Genomic DNA, 22,150 nt, shown 5'->3' on the forward strand with positions numbered 1-22,150 from the left:
GCTTGTTGTTTCGGTCATAAGGGCGTTTCTTTCGATATCGTCTCATGACCTCAACACACAAGAAATCTGACAGGCTCACAATGCCTGTCGCGGAACCTTCTTTGCTCATCATTTCTCCGTGTCGCAAGTCTAGCCTTGGTAAACCTCTTGGCTCGTAGAGGACTCTGCAGCTTCTTTCAGCTGCAGGCACGGTAGTTCTCGGCACCATTAAGCTACGAGACTCCACCAATCGCGCGACATACCAGCTAGGCGTAAGAATGGTGGTCGGCGGCGGCGGAAACGACGGCCGTTCCTCGCAGTGCGCCCTCGTCACAAAAAGTAGCGGAAGACGCGTCGAACAGACCAACCCAACGACCGTCGTCAGCCTCCGGTCGGCGGCCCAAGTGCGGGCCGGCCATTTGCGTTTATTGGGCGAAGTACCGCGGTCGATCGAGGTCCACGATGAGGCTCGGCTGTTTGGGCTCCCAGTTCAGCACCTGCCGCGTATGCTGGCTCGACGCCCGATTGTCGACCGCTGCGAAGCCAGCAAACCATCCGAAGTGCTCGGCTGCCTGCTCCGGCGTGATGCTGACTGTCGGCAGACCCAGACGACGACCGATCACGGTGGCAATATCGCGCAACGGTACGCCCTCTTCGGCGGTCGCGTGATAGCGGGCTGCGATGCCTCTCTCGGCAGCCAGCCGGAAGACTTTGGCGGCATCCCGCCGGTGCACCGCCGGCCAATGGTTCAAGCCCTCGCCAACATAGGCCGACACGCCTTTCTCACGTGCTATGGCGATCAGCATCGGCACAAAGCCGTGGTCACCATCTCCGTGCACCGAGGGCGGCAGGCGGACCACCGACACGTTCGTTCCGCGCTCCATCAGACCCGTCGCCGCCACTTCGGTCGCTACGCGCGGGAACGGCGCCATACTCATGTCCGGCACCTGATCCTCCGTCGTCACACCGCCAGGCGCCAACAGGCCCGTGCCGGAGGTGATCACCACCGGCTTGCCCGATGCCCCCACCGCTTCGCCCATCGCCTCGATCACGCGGCGGTCGTTTGCACTGTGCTCGGCAAACTTTGAAAAGTCGTGGTTGAACGCCGTGTGGATGATCGCGTCGGCCTGCGTCACGCCGCGCAAGATGCTGTCGATATCGTCCAGATTGGCGAAGTGCGCCGTCGCACCAACATCACGCAGCCACGCCGCACCAGCCTCCGACCTTGTCATCCCGATCACCGGATGACCCGCGGCCAGCAGTTCATCGACCACGGCTGCCCCTACGAAACCCGTTGCGCCGGTCACGAAAATACGCATGGAAAGTACCTCCTCGTTGAGAGATGAGGTGCATTCTTGCTCTATGATTTATAGGGGTAAAGTAGTGGCTTTATACTGGTAAATGGGCTAACAGGATAATCACGATGGCCACCGGCGAGAACCTGCTCGGCGCCTACCTGCGCGACCGCCGCGCCAAGTTGGACCCGGCCGCCTTTGGCATCTCGCCGGCTCGTCGTCGCACCCCAGGCCTGCGCCGCGAAGAGGTTGCCCACCGCGCCAGCGTCAGCGTCACCTGGTACACCTGGCTCGAGCAAGGCCGAGGCGGTGCGCCATCCTCCGAGGTGCTCAACCGCATTGCCCGCGCCTTGCTGCTCACCGACGTTGAACGCGAACACCTGTTTCTGCTCGCTCAGGGGCGCCCTCCCGAGGCCCGCTACCAGCCGAGCGAGGGCATTACCCCAACCCTGCAACGCATATTGGATTCGCTTACCTTCAGTCCCGCTCTGGTCGTACGCGCCTTCACGCGCGACATCATCGCCTGGAACCATGCCGCCACCGCCGTCTTGGTGGACTACGCCGCCCTGCCTCCCAAACAGCGCAACGTCTTGCGCTTACTCTTCTGCAACCCGACCGTTCGTGCCCGCCAACCGGATTGGGAAAGCGTCGCCCGCTTCGCCGTCGCCACTTTTCGTGCCGATGCCGCCCGCGCCGGCGCAGCCCTTGCCATCGAGATCAGAACCTTAGTCGAAGAACTCTGCGTGGATAGTCACGAATTCGCCACCCTGTGGGGCGAACACGATGTCTGCAACCATGGGGAAGGGCTCAAAGCCATCAATCACCCCACGGTCGGCTTACTATCACTCGAATATTCAGCATTTTCTGTAGACGGGCGGCCGGATCTGAATATGGTGATCTATACGCCTGAGACTGAAGCAGACGCAGAAAGGGTAAGAGCGTTGGTGGCCGCGTATTCTTGATGCATCGGCACGTCATGCTGTGCCCCGGCCCCTGTTTTCACTGTCCTTGTACTGCCGCCCTGTTCAAGCTGTCGTCCCCTTCAGCCGAATACCGTAAATCCTGATGGCCCACACCAGGGATGTGTTGAAATTCTGATCCGTTAGAGTTGGATAACGAGCCCTTTCCCTGCCGATTCGTGGTACCAGCATTTACTCAGTCCGAGCGGCATACCTTCGGGCCGCTTCTCGAACGGGGGCGATGAGCGGCTCGAGTCGCGTGACTGCGGCTGCGAGAACTTCCGGGGCGACCCTTTCCGGATCCCCTGCGTCGAATGGCGGCTTCGGGTCATACTCGAAGACGAGCTGAATCATCTTGGCCACGTCACTCCCTCGCAAAATCGCCGCGAGCTGTAGCCCGAAATCGATGCCAGCGGTAACGCCGCCGCCTGTCACGCGATTTCGGTCAACTACGAACCGCGCCTTGCTTGGGATCGCTCCATAGTCGGCGAGGATTTCGCGATAGGCCCAATGCGAAGTAGCGTGATAGCCCTTGAGCAACCCAGCGGCGGCGAGGATCACAGATCCAGTACACACGCTGGTGACATAGGTCGCGTTCTCGCCAATCCTCGCCAAGAATTCCAGTGTTTCGGCGTCTTCGACCATCAAATGCGTGCTGATACCGCCTGGAACCAGGACGATATCGTAATCGGCTTCACACTCCGAAAAGGACTTCGCCGGAGTGATGCAGATCTGCCGGTCGGTCACGACGGGCTCGGTGGTCCTGCCTACCACGTCGACATGTACGCCGGGGAGACTGGCAAGAATCTGATGCGGGCCGATCAGATCCAACGCCGTGAACTTCGGGTAGGCGAGCATCGCAACGCGCGTGGAAGCAGTCATCGTCGTAGACATATTATTCACCTTTGATTTTGATTCGATCGATCTTAGCCAACTGGAATCCTGCCAGTGGCTACGAATGGGGCACGTGTGGTATCGGCATCAGCGCACGGCGATGCCGAGCTGTATTGCGATCTCGCGTGCGGTGATTTCCCGTTGGGCGGTGAGGCCGGCCGATGCTGCGCGCGCGGCGGCGAGCACATCGACAGGCGCTGTTTCCGGCGTGCCACTATTGAAAGGTGGTTCGGGCGCGTAAGCCATATAGAGCTGGATGCGTTGTGCTACGGCGTCGCCAAACATCTCGGCCGCGAGTCGCAGTGCACCATCAATGCCGGACGTTACACCCGCGGCGAATATCCAGTCGCCGTCAACGACGACTCGTTCATCGACAGGGGTCGCACCGAACAGCGGCAGAAGATGAAACGAGTTCCAGTGGGTCGTCGCGCGCCGGTCGCGCAGCAATCCTGCAGCGCCAAGCAGCAGGGCGCCGGTACAAACGGAGAAGACCTTTCGCGCGCCTGCCGCCTGCGCCCGCAGCCAATCGAGCACGACTTGGTCGTGCATTAGCGCCTGTTGCCCGGGGCCACCCGGCACGTGCAGGATATCAAGCGGTGGCGCGTCATGCAGCGTCGCGTCCGGGACCAGGCGCAACCCCTGCACGTCACGCACGGGCTCGGCAGTGCGCGCGTAAAGCCGGTGCGTGGCGCCTGGCAGGCGCGATAGGACTTCGAATGGGCCAGTCAGATCGATTTGGTCGAGTCCATCGAATACGAGCGAACCGATGGTGAGTTGCGTGTCTTCGTGCGGCATGAGTCTCTTTGCTAGCGGAAAGTGGGCGAAGTCGGTTCGAGCGCGGGGGCCTCCGAATTGGTGCCGACTCGATCGCCGGATTTCTGGCGACGATCGAACTCGACACGGGTAATGTATTGCGCTAACGTTTGGCGATGTTGCCAATGAACCCACAAATCCCGCCACACCGTTCGCCATTGCCGAGACGCATCGAGCTTGTGGCATTCCCGGACGTCCAGATACTCGACATCGCCGGGCCAGCGCAGGTTTTCACGGCGGCAAATGAACTTGCCGTAGAGAGCGGTGACGCGATGCCATACGAAGTTCGGCTTGTCGCGCCCGCGGGTACCCGGGTGAAGAGCACGTCGGGGCTTTCGTTCGTGACCGAACCCTTGATCAACGACCCCGTGCCGCCTGACACGCTTATTATCGCCGGCGGCCGAGGCGTCGCAAAGGCGGCGCAGGACGATGCGTTGCGCGACTGGATTTCCACTCGCGCCGCCGGCGCACGGCGCGTGGCATCGGTATGTACCGGCGCGTTTTTGCTGGCTGCCACCGGCCTGCTCGACGGACGCCGTGCAGTCACGCACTGGCGGCATTGCGATCAGCTATCGCGCGAGTATCCACAGGTGCAAGTCGATTCCGATCCGATCTTTGTGCGCGACGGAAACATCTGGACGTCCGCCGGAGTCACAGCGGGAATTGACCTTTCGCTCGCGCTGGTCGAAGCGGATCTCGGTCGTGCGATAGGGCTCGACGTTGCGCGCAACCTTGTGGTTTTCGTCAAACGACCCGGCGGCCAGGCGCAATTCAGTGCCGCGCTGGCGCTGCAGGCAACAGGCGAGCGTTTCGCAAAGTTGCATGAGTGGGTGGCGGAGCATCTGGCCGACGATCTGTCGTTGTGCCGCCTCGCGCAGGAAGCCGGCATGAGTGAGCGCACCTTTTTACGTCGCTATCGCGAGTCCACCGGACTGACGCCATTACGTGCCGTGGAACGACTGCGCGTCGAGGCTGCACGACAGATGCTCATCGAGACGCAACTGCCGATCAAACGCATCGCGGCGCGTTGCGGCTTTGGGTCAGAAGAAACCATGCGACGTACGTTCGTACGCTTTCAGCAAGTCAGTCCGAGCGATTTTCGCGATCGGTTCGGACATGTGTCCTGAGCCAGCACTGGACGTTCGGAGCAATTAACCGTGGTCCACGCCAGAAGTCACGGCGCCCGACGAGATCGGCGTCCAGAACTATTACACGCTCTTCTTCACGGTCAACGAGTCAGACTTCCGCCTAGGGTATCCAGTAGATTTTTTGCCTGCTGCCAGTCAGCGGTGTCGAACCCTTCGACAACGGCCTCCTGGACCCCCGCCAACGTCTGCCGCGCGTCTTGCGTCTTTCCCTGAAGTTGCCATAGCCGCGCCAGGCTCACCGCGGCGCGCAGTTCAAGCGATTTTGCACTTTCCTTGCGGGCAAGCATGATGGCCCGATGAAAGCACGCTTCCGCTAATCCGCGGTCGGCGGACAGGTCTGGCTGGACGGTGGTACGCTCGAGCAGCAGTTCTCCCTTGAGCCGATGCAGCTCCGCTTCATAGTGGTGCTCCCTCGTGATGCTTCCGAGGATAAAGGTGTCGGCCAGGACGTCCAGACCCGCCTGGGCTTGGCCCGCGTTCGCATAGGTTTGGGCCAGCAGGGCCAGTTGAGTGGGCCGTCCCATCTCGGCGCCGGTGGCCTGATAAGCGGCGACGCCCTGCAGTATCTGAGCGATGCCTTCCTCGCCGCTTCCCTGGTCGGCCAGTGCCCAACCCCGCAGGACGGTCCCCCATGCCAGCCAGAACGGAAAACCTTGTTCGACCGAAAGCGCAATGGCCGCTTCGGCGTACTCGCGGGTCAGCGCCGCCTCATGTCGGAATTGATGCAACTGCGCTGCGTAGACCAGGGCGAGCGCCATGCTGAAAGGGTGAGAGACCTCCCGGGCCAATGCCAGCGCCTCCTGGCAATGTTTGCTAGCCTGAGCCGGGAAGCCCAAATACCACTCGGCCCATGCCAGGAAGCTGAGGCCGCGGACCCTAGGGTCCTGCCCATAGAGCGCGGCATGGATGGGATGCTGTTCAGGCCTATAGTAGGCAATACCTCGCTCCAGGTGCTGCTGAGCGGCGCGGAAATCTCCCATGAAAAGTGAGGATCCGCCCAGTGCAATATGTGCCTGTCCGAGCCACACCGGATCCTGCGTGTTCTCGGCGAGGCCGAGCAGCGCCTCACCCAGCTGATAGGCTGTCTCGTGCTGTGCGCGGATGAAAAAAAACATCCGCAATCCCAGCTTCACCTGGAAGAGCTGCGACTGATCGCCACCTTTGTCACACAAAGCCAGCGCCCGCGTATAGTTGGCCTCCACTTCGGCAGCGGCGTAACCTCGCGCGGCAATCAGAGCCTGCCCAAGCGTGATGCGAAGTGTCAGTTCCAGGTGGGCGCGCTCCGACGTGTCAGGCAGGCCGGTAATTAGTGCCAAAGCCTTGCTGAGGTGACTAATGGCATCAAGATTGGCCGAACGGTCGACGGCCTGGCGCCCGGCACAATACAGATACTCTACCGCCTTGGGGACGTTGCCGCTGTGACTGTAGTGGTGTGCCAGCTCGCTGTAGTGGTCTTTCAACTGGTGATGGAAGAGGGCCTCGATGGCCCGGCCTGTGCGCTCATGCAGTGCGCCGCGCTGTTCCGAGAGCAAGGAGTTGCCGGCCACTTCCTGGGTCAGGGCGTGCTTGAATGCGTACTCCACTTCCGGAAAGGCAGGCTGGCTGTAAATAAAATCTCCAGTCTGCAGGCCGTTCAGCAAGGGGTAGAGGTGCTCATCAGACTGTCCAGAGACTTTCCGGACCAGGCTCAAAGAAAATTCCTTGCCGATGATGGCCAGGGTCTGCAGCAAATCCTTTTGCGCCAATGGCAGTCGGTCTATGCGTGCTGCCAACACGCCTTGTACCGTGGTCGGAATATGTAGCGCGGCTGGGGTCGTCTCGATCCGGTAATGACCAGGCTCGCCGAGCAGTGCCTTTTCCTCGACTAGCGTCTGGACAACCTCTTCCATGAAGAAGGGATTGCCGTCGGTCTTCTGCAGGATGAGATGCTTAAGCGGCTTGAGTCCGGTGGCATCGCCCAGCAGTGCGCTGAGCAGGCCTTGCGCCTCGGTTGGGCCGAGGGGATTGAGCCGCAATTCAATGGCATTGTCCTTTCCTCTCCATGCGGGCCGATACTCTGGCCGGTAGTTCAGGAGGACGAGGATCCGTGCGGCTCCTACGCGCTCGATGAGGAAGGCAAGGAACGCTTCCGTCTCGCTATCCAGCCATTGGAGGTCCTCGAACAGGACCTGCACGGGCTGATTACCGCTCTCGTGCACCAGCAGGCACGTGACAGCATCGAAGGTGCGTTCGCGCCGAACGTTGGCTCCCATGTCCAGCAGCGTCGCGTCGGCGTCGCCGATGCCCAGCAGATGGAGCAGGTAGGGCAGGCGGTCTTCCAGGCTGCGATCCAGCGTGATCACCTTGCCCGCGATCTTTTCGCGGCAACGTCGCTCATCGTCCTGGGCGGTCAGCTGAAAATAGTTCCGCAGGAGTTCAATGAGCGGCAAATAGGCAAAGGCCTTGCCATGCGATACCGAGAAGGTCTCCAGCACCAGGCAACTGCTTGGCGAGCTCGTCTTGAACTCGTGGAACAGCCGCGACTTGCCGACTCCGGCTTCCCCCATCACCGCGACGATCTGCCCGTGTCCGGACGTGGAAACCTCAAGCGCTCGGTGTAGCGCCTCCAGCTCGGCTTCGCGGCCCACGAAGCGAGCCAGCCCGCGATGCGCTGCCACTTGCAAGCGCGTGCGCAGCGCACCGAGGCCGAGCAACTGATAGACCGCGAGCGGCTTGGGGATGCCTTTGACCTGCGCAGTTCCGAGCGCCTTGAACTCGAAGTACCCCTGCGCGAGCTTGTGGGTGGATTCGCTCACGAGGATAGAAGAGAGCGCCGCCATGGTCTCCATCCGCGAGGCAATGTGGATCGTGTGCCCCACCGGGTCATAATCGGTGTGCAAATCGTCCTTGCGGATCGAGCGCACGACCACCTCGCCCGTGTGAATGCCTACCCGAATCTGCAGCGAAACGCCTTGCTCCAGCCGAAGCTTGTCACTGTGCCGCTGCATCGCCTCCTGCATCCGCAGCGCAGCGTACAAGGCGCGCTTGGGATGATCCTCATGGGCGATGGGCGCGCCGAACAGCGCCAGAATACCGTCGCCCAACGACTTTGCCACGTAGCCCTCGTAGTAGTGGACGGCTTCCATCATCAGTTCGATGACCGGTGTGATCAGGCGGTGAGCGTCTTCCGGGTCGCGGTCGTGGATCAGGGCAGTCGAGCCGGCCATATCGGCGAACAGGACGGTGATGGTCTTGCGTTCGCCGCCGGCATCGCCGCGGGCCTCGAGGGCTGCCTGCTCGGCCCGGATACGCTCGGCGAGGTGCGATGGGGTGTAACGAATGGGGCCGGCGGATGATTCCTGCGGCAACTCACCGACGGGCGTGCCGCATGCATTGCAGAAGCGTGCGGTCGCAGTTAATTCTTTGCCGCAACGCACGCAAATTCGCGCCAGCCTTACGCCGCATTGCTCGCAGAATTTCGCTCCATCGGCATTCTCGAACCGGCAATTTGCGCAGCGCACCATGGGAGCCTCCTCCCGAACTTGCTGCAGCCAATTAGATACCCCGATATCTTTCGTCGCAAGCCCAGTGCCGTCATGCCCCGGGATCAGGCTTGGCATTCGTATGCCAGCCATCTCGATGTCCAGGTCTGACCCGCGGAAATTGCTGGGGACAGCTGGCTGGCTAGGCCGAGAATGTTGTGCTTGACGCGATCACCAGTTCGCGAAAATCCGAAAGAAACGATCCAATTTGCTGCGTGGTCAGTCGAGCGCTGGTGACTCGGATGCCCGATTGCCCTTCGACGACGAAGTCACTACCCGTGCGTACCATCCATCCCTTCGCCAACAGCCATTGAGCCACCATGGCCTCGTCCTTCAAAGGAATCCACACATTGAGGCCGACCTTGCCTGGGACGTCGACCCCAATCGACAGGAGGCCTTCCTTGAGTGTGACGAAGCGCTCGCGATAAGCCTGCCCGGCGAGCCTGATTCGGTCTTGCACTCGCTGATCGTTTAGCAGCGCGAGCGCTGTCTGTTGGAGCAGCGAACTGACCCAGCCCATGCTGGTAGCTTGGGAGTACTCCAGCTTCGCAAGCGTTACAGGGTCTCCGCAAGTGACTGAAACGCGCAAATCCGGCCCCAGAAACTTGGAGAAGGAGCGCACCGTGAGCCATCGAGCGCTCTCCGCGTGCCACGGCTCGTATGGCGCCAGCTCCAGCAGACTGGAATGGTCGTCGTCAATGAAAAGCACCTCGTCACGCCCACGCGCAATGGTCCGCAACTCGCGTGCACGCCGGGAACCCGTTGCCGCGCCGGTCGGGTTTTGCGCGCGCGAGGAAAAAATCACTGCGCGACAATCAGAGGACAGTGCATTCCTCAACGCTTCTGGCCGGATCCCCTCGTCATCCATCTCCATCTGCACAGCTCGTAAGCCTAGCGACCGCACCAAGGCCAGCGTCGTCATATAGGTGGGCGTCTCAACGGCGATCTTGTCTCCAGGTTTGACGTGGGTACGAAGCGCTCGCTCCATGGCGTCCAAGGCGCCGCTTGAGACAAAGATTCCGTGAACCGTCGAGAAGTCCGACTCAAAAAAAGAAGTCGCCCAACCCACCAGTTCCGCAACGTTACGCCGCTCTCCGTAAAGCCGTGGCGAAGAAGGGGTGGTTGCAAATGCACTCAGAATCTCGTCGCGCGTGGGCAAGAAGGCCGGGTCTGGATTGCCATCATGTGCCGCAACCACACCGCTGACCGTGACGGAGGGCGGCGCAATGGGCACTGGTGCGTCGAGATGCCGCTTCGCGACCACGGTACCGCGTCTGCCTGCCGTCACGATGACACCACTTTCAATCAGCATCCGGTAGGCCGTAGCCACCGTGTTCTTGTTGATACCGAGCGACTCGGCTAAGGCACGCACCGTCGGCAGCTGCTCTCCTGCGGCAAGTTTGTTGTCGTAGACGGCCCGCTCAATGGTCCGAAACAGGTCTTCGGCCTTCCTTCCTCCGACTGCAAATCGGCTTGGGTCAAACATGCTTTTGTACTGGTCCAAAGTTTAGGAACTCATTATACGTCCCCTTAGCATCGGGCTGAACCATAGCGCAAGCCCTATGGGAGCGTGTTAACCCTGATGCGCCGAGCCCGAAAAAGCGCCTATAGTTGTCCCGGTACAAACATACTATTGTACCGGTACAAACACACGAGAGGAAAATTGAGATGCAGAAGATTCCGGCGGACCGGCACCTGAAGATCGGCGGTTTGATCTTCCCCAACATGGATCAATGTGACTTCACCGGCCCATTCGAGGCCTTGTCGCGCATTCCGAACTCCACGTTCCACACGCTGTGGAAGAACAAGGAAATTGTTCGCGATATGCGAGGCATGCAGCTCGTTGCAGATACTTCCTTCGATGAGGCTCCGCAACTTGACGTCCTGCTCGTGCCGGGAGGCTATGGCCAGGAGGAAGCGGCGGCGGATGAGACTGTCCTCGCCTTTATCCGCCAGCAAGCTGAACACGCCCTATATGTTTACTCGGTGTGTACTGGCGCTCTGCTCTGTGGCGCGGCTGGCTTGTTGCATGGGCGCAGGGCGACCACGCACTGGACAGCGATGGAAGTGCTGCCCCTCTATGGCGCCGTGCCAAGCGAGGAACGGGTCGTCATCGACGGCAACTATGTCAGCGCGGGTGGCGTTACATCGGGCATCGATGGTTCCCTGGTCTTGGCTTCACTGCTCCGTGGAGAGCGGTTAGCGAAAGAACTCCAACTTTATATGGCCTACGACCCGCAACCCCCCTTTGACGCAGGGTCCCCGGCGACCGCGCCCAGCGACATTCTGAGCACCGTCCGTGCGCGAGCATCTCAAATCACCGAGCAACGCTTGGCGAGCGCCCGCCAATATGCTGAGCGAGCCTTGGATCTAGCCTAACCATTCTTTGAGCATGATGCCGTCCACACCACTTATTGATATTGCGTCTGCCGAATCGCTAGCCATTTCGCTCACGCAGCAGTTCGTCAAGGTCGACACTGTGAATCCGCCCGGCAATGAAAGCGCGCTCGCTCGCCTGATCGGCGCACTATTGGCGGAAGCAGGGTTGCAGACGACGTTCCATACGCTAGCTGACGGAAGAGAAAGTCTGGTGGCGTGGACTGGCTCAGCCAATGAAGGGCCAAAGCTGTGTTTCACGGGGCATCTCGACACGGTGCCGTTTGGATCTGCGCCATGGAGTCTGTCGCCACTTTCCGGTGAGATTCAGGGCGACAGGCTGTATGGTCGCGGGTCGTCAGACATGAAGGCTGGTATCGCGGCGTTTATTGCCGCCTTACTCCGGCATCGCGAAACGAACGGACAGCATGCCGCGGTTATCCTGGTCTTGACCGCCGGCGAGGAGACGGGGTGTGAAGGTGCCAAGGCTCTACGGACCCTTACGCAGCCGGCTTTCAATGTTGGTGCCATGGTGGTGGGTGAGCCAACTGCCAACGAGGTCGTGATCGGCCACAAGGGGGCTTTGTGGATTCGGGCCCAGGCGCAGGGTATTACGGCCCATGGCGCTATGCCGGAGCGCGGGGACAACGCGATTTATCACGCTGTCGATGCCATACACAAGCTTCGACTATTCAACTTCCATGCTCCGGAAGATGACCTCCTTGGCCACCCGACGCTCAACGTAGGGACGATCTCCGGCGGTCTCAATGTCAATTCGGTGCCTGACCAAGCTTTGTTTGAGGTCGATGTACGGACGGTTTGTGGGATGCCGCATGACAAGTTGCTCGACGAACTCGGCGCTTACCTTGGCGACCGTGTAGCGCTTAGAGCGAAGCTCGACGTGCCCGCTCTGCGACAGGAGATGAGGAGTCCGTGGATCGCACACGTCAGCAGAATGGTCAGTCAGATCACCGGCTCTCAAAACGGCGGACGCGCAGTCTCATTCTTTACGGATGGTCCCGTCCTCAGGGAAATTTTTGGGGCCGTCCCCACCGTGATTCTCGGTCCCGGCGAACCATCCATGGCGCACAAGACGGACGAGTATTGCAACGTGAGTTCGATTATCGCTGCCGTAAATATCTATGCGCGGATCATCGAGGCTTGGGAAAGCAAAAGGGAACAATGAAATGTCATATCAACAAGTAGCAGATGGACCGATCGATTGCGAATGGTTGACGGAATCTAGAGAGTTCGTCGTCGTATCTCGTGGACGCAGTTTTACGATTGTTGTATTGCTGCTTGCCTTCGCGATTTACTATTTTGCACTTTTGCTAGGTGCGGCCTATTGGAGCGACGTGCTCTCGATACGAATCGTAGGGGCGGTTAACGTCGGCATGATATTGGCCATTTCCCAGTATCCGGTCGCTGGCCTCATTGCTGCCATCTACGTTTGGAGAATGCGTAAATTCGACAAGCTGATCGAAGGATCCGGTAAGGATACCGCCGTAGGGAGCAAGAAATGAGAAATTTTCTGAAATCGCCCACTTTAAAATTGGGGATCGTGATGGCGATTTTTACGATCGTGCCAAATTCAGTCCGCGCTGCATCTGAACTGATTGAGCCAAGGTTTCGCGGCCTTACCTTCGCCACATTTGCGTTGGTCATCGGTTTAACGCTTATCGCAACCTGGTATGCGGCACGTCGGAATGCCAGCGCCCGCGATTTCTATACGGGTGGGGGAATCTCCGGCCGGGCGAATGGCCTGGCCATTGCGGGAGACTATCTCTCGGCCGCCGCCTTCCTGGGCGTCTCCGGGTTGATTTCCCTATATGGCTACGATGGCATCCTGTATTTGATCGGTTTCTTCGTTGCGTTCATTCCCGTACTGCTGTTGATTGCGGAGCCATGTCGGAATCTCGGCCGCTATACACTGGGTGATGTCCTTGCCTATCGCAACAATTACCGCGCTTCCAAGATTGTCGCGGCGCTATCAAGTATCGTGGTGGCGATCTTCTACCTGATTCCGCAGATAGTAGGCGGCGCAACCCTCATCAAGGCGCTGGTCGGATTCCAGTATGAGGCCTCCGTCGTGATGGTTGGGCTGCTGATGCTGGTCTACGTCTTGTTTGGCGGGATGAGGGCGACGACGTATGTACAGATCATCAAGGCGATTCTGCTTCTGTTTTCTTGCGCGTTGATTGTGATTCTTGCGCTCTATCCATTCGGGTTCGACGTCAATTCTCTTTTCAATGAAGTTCTTTCGAGTCAAAAAGTTGCCCACCATTTGACTGCGGTTTTCCAGAATCAGAATGATGCAGTGGACGGGACCTCGCTGGCGCGGAAGTTCTTCGAGCCTGGCCTCTATTTGAAGAACCCTGTCGAACAGGTATCGCTGGGCTTGGCGCTTACGCTTGGGACGGCCGCCTTGCCTCACATCCTGATGCGATTCTTCACGGTGAAGGATGCCAGGACTGCGCGCTCTTCTGTCTTGTGGGCCATGTTGTGGATTGGCGTCTGCCATCTCATGATTATCGTGATTGGCTTTTCTGCCGCCTACTATGTCGGACCCAGCACAATCCTTGCCGCAGATAAAGGGGGCACGCTCGCAGCACCTCTGCTAGCTCAGTTCCTTGGGGGTGGGGCAAACTCATTCGCTGGCAATCTCTTCCTCGGGTGGGTGGCGGCTGTCGCCTTTGCAACGATTGTCGCCGTGGTGGCAGGGCTTACGCTTGCCGCAGCCTCCGCCCTTGCCCATGACATCTACGTCGGGGCAATCCGTCGTGGTGAGGTATCCGAACGAGAGCAAGTGATCGCAGCCAAGGCCGCCGCCGCAATCGTTGGTGTCGTGGCAATTGTTCTGAGCATTCAGGCAAAGGGCCAGAACGTTGCGCATCTTTCAAGTCTGGCGTATGCCGTTGCGGCTTCCGCCAATCTCCCAGCGTTGTTGCTTACCCTGTACTGGCGTCGGTGTAGCACTGTCGGTGTTTGCGTCGGCGTCGTCGGGGGGACACTTGCAGCAGTCCTGCTTGTGCTGGTGTCGCCCAATATGCAGTATCCCTTGCTCGAGAGAGCGCAGGCTGAACGAACGCAAGCCACCGCCGCCAGGAAGATCGAGAACCTGACGGTAAAGATGGCGGCATCGACCGGAGCCGGCCGTGATGAGCTTGGGGCTGAACTATCAAAGGCGCGCGCCGCCATCGCGAGCGCACAGTCGACCATCGATGCGCTCCGCGATCGTCGGACAAGCTTGATTGGGCTCGAGGTGCCCCTATTCCCCTTGCGTAATCCGGCGCTCGTCACCGTTCCATTTGGCTTCATGTTGGTGTTCCTTTTTTCGGTACTCTTCCCGGATCCGCGTGCTCAATCGATCTGGACAAGAATGGTGGCCCAGCGAGAAACCGGCGCCAACGCAGCAGCAGCCATTTCGCACTAAGCATTGCGAAGTACGGAAACGCTCGATACAGCTGGCTAAGGCCAATCGATAATTTACGGCCTTAGATCTGATCGGTCGGCATGTTGGTGAAGTATGGACAGATACAGCTTTCAACGTGGTGTCGACCGATACAAGGAGCGTGAGATTACTTGTCAAAAACCAGGAGTCATGACCGACACCAATCGGTTATGCTGAACAAGCAGCACGCAAAAGTGGCCATTAGTTGTTGATGGCCACGATACGTCGCAGGAGAGACTGGGCAGGACACGTGCCCAGCGCCGACGGAGCAACCACCCCGGAAACTCTCAGGCAAAAGGACTGTGACGTCTACTGCAAATCTGGAGAGTGGCATGCCAGGCATGCCCACCGAAGGGGATGGCGCCGGCACCGTTGGCGCCTAAGCTCTCAGGTCCCGAGACAGATGGGGTGAACGGCCGGATCGTCCGGTCACGAATTTACTTCACAGGGACTGCCATGACGCATATTGTTATCGTCGGCGCCGGTATTTCCGGCGTCACTACCGCTTATACGCTCTCGAGACTTGGCTACCAGGTCACGGTCGTCGACCGCCAATTGTATCCGGCGATGGAAACGTCGTTCGCCAATGGTGGCCAGCTTTCCGCCAGCAATGCCGAAGTCTGGAACAGCTCTGGCACGCTGCTCAAAGGTATCAAATGGATGCTGCAGAAAGATGCCCCGCTGTTGCTCAATCCCAAGCCATCGTGGCATAAATACTCGTGGCTCGGAGAATTCGTCGCGAGCATCCCCCGCTACCGCCGCAACACGATCGAGACCACTCGGTTGGCCATCGAGGCACGCAAGTATCTGTTCGAGATGGCAGAGCGTGAGCAGATCGACTTTGACCTGCAGCATCGCGGCATCCTGCACATCTATCACGACAAAGCGAGCTTTGCGGCCGCAGGCAGGACCAACACTCTCCTCGTTGCCGGAGGACTTGAGCGTCATGCTGTGAGTCCGGAGGAAATCAAGACGATCGAACCAACGCTGCAAGGCCAGTACTACGGCGGCTACTTCACCGCGTCAGACGCCACCGGCGATATTCACAAGTTCACGCGCGGCCTCGCGCAGGCCTGTCATAAATACGATGTGTGCTTCCTGCATGGGGTGGACGTGCAGGCCGTCGAGATGACCGAACAAGGCGTTCGTCTCCTGTTGCAGACAACACTGGACGATAAGCTCTCGACCACGCGCGCTGACGTTGGGACGGAACTCGTCGCCGACGCGCTGGTTGTCTGCGCCGGTGTCGGGAGCCGCCATATCGCGCAAATGGTGGGGGATCGCATCAATGTGTATCCGGTCAAGGGCTATTCGATCACCGTGCATTTGGACGACGAAGCCAGTGTGCAAGGTGCGCCGTGGGTCAGCCTGCTGGATGAGAGCGCGAAGATCGTGACAAGCCGCCTGGGAGCGGGGCGTTTCCGTGTGGCCGGCACGGCCGAATTTAACGGTTACAACCGCGACATTCGCGCCGACCGCATCGAACCCTTGATCGCCTGGACACGCCGTAACTTCGCTATCGGTACTTCGCGTGTGGTGCCGTGGGCTGGCTTGCGCCCGATGATGCCTGACATGATGCCGCGCGTCGGCCGTGGCCGGCATGCACGCGTGTTTTACAACACCGGCCACGGGCATCTCGGTTGGACATTGTCGGGTGCGACTGCCTCGATGATCGCGAGCGTAGTCGACCGCGACTGTCCGCGCCACTAGTCCTGAAGGGCACGTTGCTGATGTCAGCGCTTTGCCGACTCACGCCCGGGTGTGGATAGCGTTTGGTCTTGCCAACGTCCGGATCGAGCTTCTCCACCGGTGTTGCTCCAGTGCCGTACCGGCACGCGTCATGCGGATCGGCTTCAGTACGGGCTGGCCGTGGGGCGCACGATGATCTCGCTGACGTCGACATCGGCAAGCTGTTCCACCGCGTACGCGATGGCCCGAGCAATCGCCTCAGGCTTAATGGCGATTCGGCGGAATGTTTGCATGGCTGCGCGCGCATTGTCATCGGTGATCGAGTTCGCCAATTCGGATTCGACAACACCCGGGCAGACGACAGTGACTCGGATCTTGTCCGTTTCCTGACGCAGGCCATCAGCGTCCCGGCGAATTGCGGGACCCAACGGGCGACGTCACCGGCAACAAAGCAAGTTATTGGGGACGGCTTTGCTCCGGCAGTAACAAGCGCAGCCTCCCCTTCAGCTTGAGTCCGTCCCGCAAATTCAAGCTGAGCAGCGTGATGTTCACAAGTCCAGCGACCAGTTCCAGCACCTGGACAGCGTAGAAGGCGGCATCAAATTCGTTGGCTCTCGCCCTTGAAGCCAGGAACATCGCAGACGGAATCAGGATAAGAAGTCCGTTGGCAGCGATGAAAGGCATGCGCCGCTTCTTCGCATTCACAAGCCGGCCCAATCGCCCTTTCGATAGGGCGAAGCCCGAACCGCCCGCTGCTGCCAAGGCCGGTACCAGCAGCAAGAAGCCCCACGGGATTGCCATCTTGACCACGACGACGGTCGCCCGCCGTAGCGGAAAATAAATTTGTCACCGGGGTATCCAGCTGGAACCCTTGTCGCATAAAGGTGGCGGAAAATGAATTGACATTTTTATCGACACTCTAAAAATAATGAATTAGTCAATTCGCATTAGTCCGCATTAAAATCGTCTCGTTGCATCCTAGACTTCGAATCCCGCCCGTAAGGTACTGATCTTATGGAAGATTCGTGGCAAGTCTCCGAGCCGATCGCAGTTGCCCGACCTTACGGGGCACACCGCCTCGAAGCATTTAGGGCAATGCCGGCATAGAAAGCAGCCAATCCATCTTCGATTGATTATTTCACGATCATGAAATCATCTGGCCCGCCGCCTCCACGCTGGCTTGCCTTGTTCACGGGAGGGGCTCCATGGCGCGACCACTACCTGATCCGACGCCACCGTCGCGCGCGACGATTCGCAGCATTCACCAACTGGGCGACCGCATTCGAGCCACCCGCGCAGGGGAAGGGGTGCCCATTGACCAAGCGGCGAGGCATTGCGGGGTCTCCATCGGCATGCTGTCCAAGCTGGAGAACGGCAAGGGCGTCAATCTCGAGCACGCCCTGTGTGTGCTGATGCTGGTCGTGCCCAAGGCGCATGCACCTTGGCTCGAAGAGGCTGCGACCCATGCGTCCAAGACCGGCGAACTGGCGGCGTGGGATAAGAGCGCTCCCAGGTGCCGTGGCGCGGAGAGGGATTGCTGTGCGCCTTCGCTGAGCCGCGGCTGTCCATGCCAAAACTTCAACCTATCGAGCCGCATCAATGGGGTGCGACGCCTTCGCCGATTGGGATGGTGCCCCCGGCGAACGCCTTGCTTGCAGTTGCTGCGCCGGTTTTGCATCCTCCGGGCGAACCTGCCCCGCCTGCTGGCCGGCCAGATCCATCCGCGATGCGCCTTCGATGAGGCAGGCCCAGTAGCGGGCGCCGCGGCACCAGGTCTTGATCGCCTCGCGCAATTCGGCCTCCGTGAGGGCAAGCTTATGGGCATGCGGGAGGAGATCCTCGAAGATGCCGATCTTGAGCGGCACCTTGGGCGCAGAGTTCTTCAGAATGGCTTGAGGGAATCGCTTTTGCCGCTTTCCGATCGCTTGCACCGCTGGATCTATCGGTTTGCCGGCGAAGCCGTAGCGCGCGCTTGGCCAGCGATTGCGAGCTTCACTTGTTGCTTGTCCACCTGATCCGATGCTGCTCCTGGGTCGCTTGGTGCCGCGCACCCTCTTCGCTGTGCAGGTACGCACTGGTGGTGGCGATCGAGGTATGGCCAAAGTTGTCGCGCACATAGCGCGGGTCCACTTGCCGGGTCGATACGCGTCCTGCCTGTTGTCGGCCACCAGCGTGCCTAGTATAGTGTCACGATCATGAAATAACCTCTGAGCAAGCCTCCACTCTGGTTTTCCTTCTTCCCTGAACGGGCCCCATGCCGCGACCACTCCCTGATCCGACTCCACCTTCGCGCGCGACGATTCGCAGCATTCACCAACTGGGCGACCGCATTCGAGCAACACGGGCAGGCGAAGGGATGCCCATTGATCAAGCGGCGAAAAATTGCGGTGTTTCCGTTGGCTTGCTGTCCAAGCTGGAGAACGGCAAGGGCGTCAATCTCGAGCACGCCCTGCGTGTGATGGACGGGCTAGGTTTGACGATGCTGGTCGTCCCCAAGGCGCATGCGCCTTGGCTCGAACAGACAGCGGCCCACGCGGCCAAGCTCGGCGAGGATGCTGTGTGGGAACAGGTGGGGGAGTAGCGTGGCACCACGATCAGCACAGGCGTGAGCCTCGGATGCGGGTTGTGTGATGCAAAACGGGGTTTGGCGTGGCCAGATTGCCAAGCTGTCGCGAGAGCACCGTGCACAGCCAGCGGCAGCGTGCTGCGTGCAGGCGCTCGCGCTCGGTGGCAGCTGGCACGTCTCGATGGCTTCCTTGGCCACCTCCCACAGCGCGTGGCTCAGGTAGCGTGTGATGCGAGCTTGGTTGGGACTGCGTCAGCGGCGGGCCAGCGCGAACGGGTTCCCAGCCAAGTAGCCCGCCTGGGTGAGCCAGGCGAAGCGATGCCAACCTGAAGCTCGAATAAATCCGGCGCTGTGTGCACGCAACTGGCATCTATGAATACACATGGCGGGGTAGAATCCCGTCATTCCCGTCCTCCGTCTGCCCGCAGTCCATGTCCGAAGATAAGAAGAGCCTGTCCGAAACCATCCGTGCTGCGATTGAGCAGGAGATTCTTTCTGGGAAACTGCCCAGTGGCACCCAGTTGGAGGAACAGCAGTTGCTTGCGCGTTTCAACGTTTCGCGCACGCCCGTGCGCGAGGCGCTGATCCAGCTGGAGTCGGCCGGGCTGGTCGATCTGGTGCCGCGCCAGGGCGCGATCGTGTCCTCGATCACGCTGCGCGAGTACGTCGCGATGAGCGAGATCCTGGTCCAGCTGGAGGCGCTGGCGGCCAGGCTGGCGGCGCGGCGCATCTCGGCGGAGCAGCGCGCGGCGATGCAGCAGGCCCTGGATGCCTGCCGCGCCGCGGCCGAGCAGGCCGATGCCGATCACTACCGCGAGGCGAACGACGCCTTCCACGGCGTCATCTACGAGGCCTGCTGCAACGATATCCTGTCGCGCCAGATCCGAACCATGCGCGCGCGCATGCGTGGCATGCGCGACCTGCGTTTTGAGAAGCCTGCCCGCATACTGGCCTCACTGGAAGAACACCGGGCGGTGATGGAGGCGATCGTGGCGGGCAGCGAAGACGATGCGGCGGCGGCCATGGTGCGCCATATCGCCACCGGCGGCGACGTCTACGCGGACATGATTGCGTCGATGCCTGACGCCGCCGCGGGCAAGCGCGCCAGGCGCTAGTCTGGCGGGGCAGGGCCGCGTGCCGCGCCGCGGTGACGGCGTCAGTCCAGCTTGACGCCAGCCTGGACGATCCGGTCCAGCGCCGACTTGCCGTCCGCTTCGGCCCACTTACCGAACTCCGCCGGCGAGGCCGAGGTGGCGACTTCGCTGCCGTTGGAGGCCAGCTTCGCGCGCAACTGCGGATCGGCCATCACCTTGGTGGTTGCGGCAAAGAGCTTGTCGCGGATTTGCGCCGGCAGGCCGGCCGGCCCGTACAGGCCAAACCAGAAGGTGAAGTCAAAGCCCGGCAGCCCGAGCTGTGACAGCGCGGGCAGGCCCGGCGCCACTGCTGACGGCTTGGGGGTGGTCACGCCAATCATCGTTACCACCCCTTGCGTGCCCAGCGGCAGCACCGAGGCCGCGGTGCCGAACGACAGCTCCACCTCGCCGGCCGCCACCGCCTGCAGCGCGGGCGCGCCGCCCTTGTAGGGCACGTGCGTCATCTGCACGCCGGTGGCCTTCTCGAACTGCAGCCCGGCGATATGCGGTGAGCCGCCGATGCCGGACGACGAGTAGTTGAACTTGCCCGGCTGCGCCCGCGCCTTGGCCACCAGCGCCTTCACGTCGCTAACGTTCAGGCCCTTGTTGACCGCCAGGATTAGCGGCGAGATCGTGAGCCGCGTGATCGGGGTGAAGTCGGTCGCCTTGTAGCGCGCCTTGTACAGCTGCTGGTCGATGCCGTACAGCGTCGCCGTGGCCAGCCCCAGTGTGTAGCCGTCCGGTGCGGCTTGCGCCAGTGCGGCCGAGGCCAAGGTGCTGCCGGCGCCGGGCTTGTTGTCGACCAGTACGGTCTGGCCCAGCTCCCTGGACAGTGCCTCACCGAACACCCGCGCGACGTAATCCGCTGCGCCCGCGGGCGAATAGCCCACCAGCAGCCGGATCGGGCGGTTCGGGTAGTCCTGTGCGCCGGCCACGCCGGGCAGGGCGATCAGGGTGGCAAGGGCAGCGCCGATGGCCGCGCGCCCGAAGGGGTTTGTCATCGTTGTCTCCGTCTTGTTGTCTGGCCGGCGCACCGGCGGCGTTCACGCAGCCACGTTGGCTTCGCGCAGTCCCGCGACATCGGCCTCGTCATAGCCAAGGCCACGCAGGATTTCGTCGGTGTGTTCGCCGGGGTCGGGCGCGGCGCGGGCAAAGCGCTCGGGGTGCGGCGCGGCCGACAGGTTGATCGGCGACCGCAGCAGGTCCAGCCGGCCCAGCACCGGGTGTTCGGCAGGGCGGGTCATGCGCAGGTGGCGCACCTGCGCATCCTCGAAGGCCTGGCCGATATCGAAGACCGGTCCGCACGGCACGCCGGCCGCGTTCAGCCGCGCGGTCAACTCGGCGGCGGTGAAGCCCGCGGTGCATTGGTTGATGGCCGCGTCGAGCCGCTGGCGGTCGGAGGCACGGCCCGCAGCGGTATGGAAGACCGGGTCGTCAAGCAGCCAGCCGGCCTCCACCGTGCGGCAGAAGTTGGCCCACATGCGGTCGGTGCTGGCGGCGATATTGACCACGCCGTCGCGGCAGCGGTACGTGCCCATCGGCACCAGCGTGGGGTGAGCATTGCCTTGCCGGGTCGGCACTTCGCCGTCGACGGTGTAGCGCGTTCCCTGGAAGTCCAGCTTGTTGAGCATGCCCTCGATCAGCGAGGTATGGACCCACTGGCCGCGGCCGGTGCGCGCCCGGTGCAGCAGCGCCAGCAGGATGCCCTGGCCCAGGAACATGCCGGCAGTGGTATCCGAGATGGCGATGCCCACGCGCAGCGGGCCCTGGCCGGGCTCGCCCGTCACCGAACTCAGCCCCGACATGCCCTGCACGATCTGGTCCAGCCCAGGGCGCTCGCAGTACGGCCCGTCCTGCCCGAAGCCGGAAATGCTCGCCAGGATCACCCGCGGGTTGATCGCGCTCAGCCGCTCATAGGTCAGCCCGAGCCGCTCCTTGACCACCGAGCGAAAGTTCTCCACCACCACGTCCGACTTGCGCACCAGCCGCGCCAGCACCTCGGCACCCTGCGGCGTCTTCAGGTCCAGGCACAGGCTGCGCTTGTTCCGGTGCAGGTTCTGCTCGTCCGAGCCGCGCCGCCGCCCAGTGACCGAGCCGCGGTCCTGCGGCGGCGGCGGCTCGACCCGGATCACGTCGGCGCCCCAGTCAGACAGCAGGCGCACCGCGGCCGGGCCGGCGCGGGCGATGGAGAGGTCCAGCACTGTCATGCCGGCCAGCGGCAGGTCGGCAGGCGGCAGATCGGACCCGGTGGCGTGGGTGCCGGGAGTATGAGACGTCATCGCGAATTCCTCTGGAGCGTTCTTCTGAGTATACAAAGACATTGATA

At 61.2% G+C, this 22,150-nt stretch carries 18 protein-coding genes, 2 pseudogenes and 1 riboswitch; of the genes and pseudogenes, 9 read left to right on the forward strand and 11 right to left on the reverse strand.

Features of this window, described 5'->3' with window-relative positions:
- Positions 1 to 404: 404 nt before the first annotated feature.
- A complete protein-coding gene (locus AC3WL8_RS23925) occupies positions 405 to 1,298 on the reverse strand; it encodes an SDR family oxidoreductase (protein WP_013959102.1) in 894 nt (297 codons plus the stop codon).
- Between the two features lie 104 nt (positions 1,299 to 1,402).
- Between AC3WL8_RS23925 and AC3WL8_RS23930 the strand changes: the two genes are divergently transcribed.
- Positions 1,403 to 2,236 (forward strand): helix-turn-helix transcriptional regulator, encoded by an 834-nt coding sequence (locus AC3WL8_RS23930; RefSeq protein WP_492378922.1) that lies wholly within the window; start codon positions 1,403 to 1,405, stop codon positions 2,234 to 2,236.
- Positions 2,237 to 2,425: 189 nt separating this feature from the next.
- Here the strand turns inward: AC3WL8_RS23930 and AC3WL8_RS23935 are convergent, their stop codons facing one another.
- On the reverse strand, positions 2,426 to 3,127 hold the full coding sequence (locus tag AC3WL8_RS23935) for a DJ-1/PfpI family protein (RefSeq protein ID WP_013959104.1): 702 nt from the start codon (positions 3,125 to 3,127) through the stop codon (positions 2,426 to 2,428).
- An 87-nt stretch (positions 3,128 to 3,214) separates the two neighbouring features.
- Positions 3,215 to 3,922 (reverse strand): DJ-1/PfpI family protein, encoded by a 708-nt coding sequence (locus tag AC3WL8_RS23940; RefSeq protein ID WP_041229033.1) that lies wholly within the window; start codon positions 3,920 to 3,922, stop codon positions 3,215 to 3,217.
- Between the two features lie 134 nt (positions 3,923 to 4,056).
- On the opposite strand from AC3WL8_RS23940, the gene AC3WL8_RS23945 reads away from it, so the two are divergent.
- Positions 4,057 to 5,067: a GlxA family transcriptional regulator gene (locus AC3WL8_RS23945; protein WP_492378923.1), complete on the forward strand. Its 1,011-nt coding sequence runs from the start codon at positions 4,057 to 4,059 to the stop codon at positions 5,065 to 5,067.
- A 101-nt stretch (positions 5,068 to 5,168) separates the two neighbouring features.
- On the opposite strand, the gene AC3WL8_RS23950 is transcribed toward AC3WL8_RS23945, so the two are convergent.
- Positions 5,169 to 8,591, reverse strand: coding sequence for an adenylate/guanylate cyclase domain-containing protein (locus AC3WL8_RS23950; RefSeq protein ID WP_492378924.1), 3,423 nt, complete (start codon positions 8,589 to 8,591; stop codon positions 5,169 to 5,171).
- 160 nt (positions 8,592 to 8,751) lie between these two features.
- Positions 8,752 to 10,095 (reverse strand): aminotransferase class I/II-fold pyridoxal phosphate-dependent enzyme, encoded by a 1,344-nt coding sequence (locus AC3WL8_RS23955; RefSeq protein ID WP_492378925.1) that lies wholly within the window; start codon positions 10,093 to 10,095, stop codon positions 8,752 to 8,754.
- A gap of 182 nt (positions 10,096 to 10,277) precedes the next feature.
- On the opposite strand from AC3WL8_RS23955, the gene AC3WL8_RS23960 reads away from it, so the two are divergent.
- The 5 genes from AC3WL8_RS23960 (at position 10,278) to AC3WL8_RS23980 (ending at position 16,146) form a co-directional block, all read left to right on the forward strand.
- Positions 10,278 to 10,988, forward strand: a complete 711-nt coding sequence (locus AC3WL8_RS23960) for a DJ-1/PfpI family protein (protein WP_013959109.1) — start codon at positions 10,278 to 10,280, stop codon at positions 10,986 to 10,988.
- Positions 10,989 to 11,001: 13 nt separating this feature from the next.
- The gene (locus AC3WL8_RS23965) at positions 11,002 to 12,171 is read left to right on the forward strand and encodes a M20 family metallopeptidase (protein WP_492378926.1); all 1,170 of its coding nucleotides are present in this window, start codon (positions 11,002 to 11,004) and stop codon (positions 12,169 to 12,171) included.
- A 1-nt stretch (position 12,172) separates the two neighbouring features.
- Complete coding sequence (locus AC3WL8_RS23970) at positions 12,173 to 12,508, forward strand: DUF485 domain-containing protein (RefSeq protein WP_492378927.1); 336 nt, start codon at positions 12,173 to 12,175, stop codon at positions 12,506 to 12,508.
- A complete protein-coding gene (locus AC3WL8_RS23975) occupies positions 12,505 to 14,418 on the forward strand; it encodes a solute symporter family protein (RefSeq protein ID WP_492378928.1) in 1,914 nt (637 codons plus the stop codon). The genes AC3WL8_RS23970 and AC3WL8_RS23975 overlap by 4 nt, the downstream gene beginning before the upstream one ends.
- 236 nt (positions 14,419 to 14,654) lie before the next feature.
- Positions 14,655 to 14,749, forward strand: a riboswitch (glycine riboswitch).
- A 44-nt stretch (positions 14,750 to 14,793) separates the two neighbouring features.
- Positions 14,794 to 16,146: a D-amino acid dehydrogenase gene (locus AC3WL8_RS23980; RefSeq protein WP_148271756.1), complete on the forward strand. Its 1,353-nt coding sequence runs from the start codon at positions 14,794 to 14,796 to the stop codon at positions 16,144 to 16,146.
- Between the two features lie 143 nt (positions 16,147 to 16,289).
- Here the strand turns inward: AC3WL8_RS23980 and AC3WL8_RS23985 are convergent.
- The 3 genes and pseudogenes from AC3WL8_RS23985 to AC3WL8_RS23995 all read right to left on the reverse strand — a co-directional run.
- Positions 16,290 to 16,544: pseudogene (locus AC3WL8_RS23985) on the reverse strand (short-chain dehydrogenase); the annotation flags it as partial.
- Positions 16,545 to 16,581: 37 nt separating this feature from the next.
- Positions 16,582 to 16,926 (reverse strand): hypothetical protein, encoded by a 345-nt coding sequence (locus tag AC3WL8_RS23990; RefSeq protein WP_492379009.1) that lies wholly within the window; start codon positions 16,924 to 16,926, stop codon positions 16,582 to 16,584.
- Between the two features lie 782 nt (positions 16,927 to 17,708).
- Positions 17,709 to 18,056, reverse strand: coding sequence for a ProQ/FinO family protein (locus AC3WL8_RS23995; protein ID WP_492378929.1), 348 nt, complete (start codon positions 18,054 to 18,056; stop codon positions 17,709 to 17,711).
- A 425-nt stretch (positions 18,057 to 18,481) separates the two neighbouring features.
- On the opposite strand from AC3WL8_RS23995, the gene AC3WL8_RS24000 reads away from it, so the two are divergent.
- Positions 18,482 to 18,706 (forward strand): helix-turn-helix domain-containing protein, encoded by a 225-nt coding sequence (locus AC3WL8_RS24000; protein WP_492378930.1) that lies wholly within the window; start codon positions 18,482 to 18,484, stop codon positions 18,704 to 18,706.
- Between the two features lie 94 nt (positions 18,707 to 18,800).
- Here AC3WL8_RS24000 and AC3WL8_RS24005 read toward each other — a convergent pair.
- A pseudogene (locus AC3WL8_RS24005) lies at positions 18,801 to 19,006 on the reverse strand (tyrosine-type recombinase/integrase); the annotation flags it as partial.
- Between the two features lie 116 nt (positions 19,007 to 19,122).
- On the opposite strand from AC3WL8_RS24005, the gene AC3WL8_RS24010 reads away from it, so the two are divergent.
- Positions 19,123 to 19,806 carry a GntR family transcriptional regulator gene (locus AC3WL8_RS24010; protein ID WP_492378931.1) on the forward strand — a complete coding sequence of 228 codons (684 nt, stop codon included), beginning with the start codon at positions 19,123 to 19,125 and terminating at the stop codon, positions 19,804 to 19,806.
- Positions 19,807 to 19,847: 41 nt separating this feature from the next.
- Here AC3WL8_RS24010 and AC3WL8_RS24015 read toward each other — a convergent pair whose 3' ends face one another.
- Both AC3WL8_RS24015 and AC3WL8_RS24020 read right to left on the reverse strand, forming a co-directional pair.
- Complete coding sequence (locus tag AC3WL8_RS24015) at positions 19,848 to 20,825, reverse strand: Bug family tripartite tricarboxylate transporter substrate binding protein (protein ID WP_492378932.1); 978 nt, start codon at positions 20,823 to 20,825, stop codon at positions 19,848 to 19,850.
- Between the two features lie 42 nt (positions 20,826 to 20,867).
- Positions 20,868 to 22,103, reverse strand: a complete 1,236-nt coding sequence (locus AC3WL8_RS24020) for a CaiB/BaiF CoA transferase family protein (RefSeq protein WP_492378933.1) — start codon at positions 22,101 to 22,103, stop codon at positions 20,868 to 20,870.
- Between the last annotated feature and the right edge of the window lie 47 nt (positions 22,104 to 22,150).

It is taken from the genome of Cupriavidus sp. FW305-F7, from assembly GCF_058782875.1.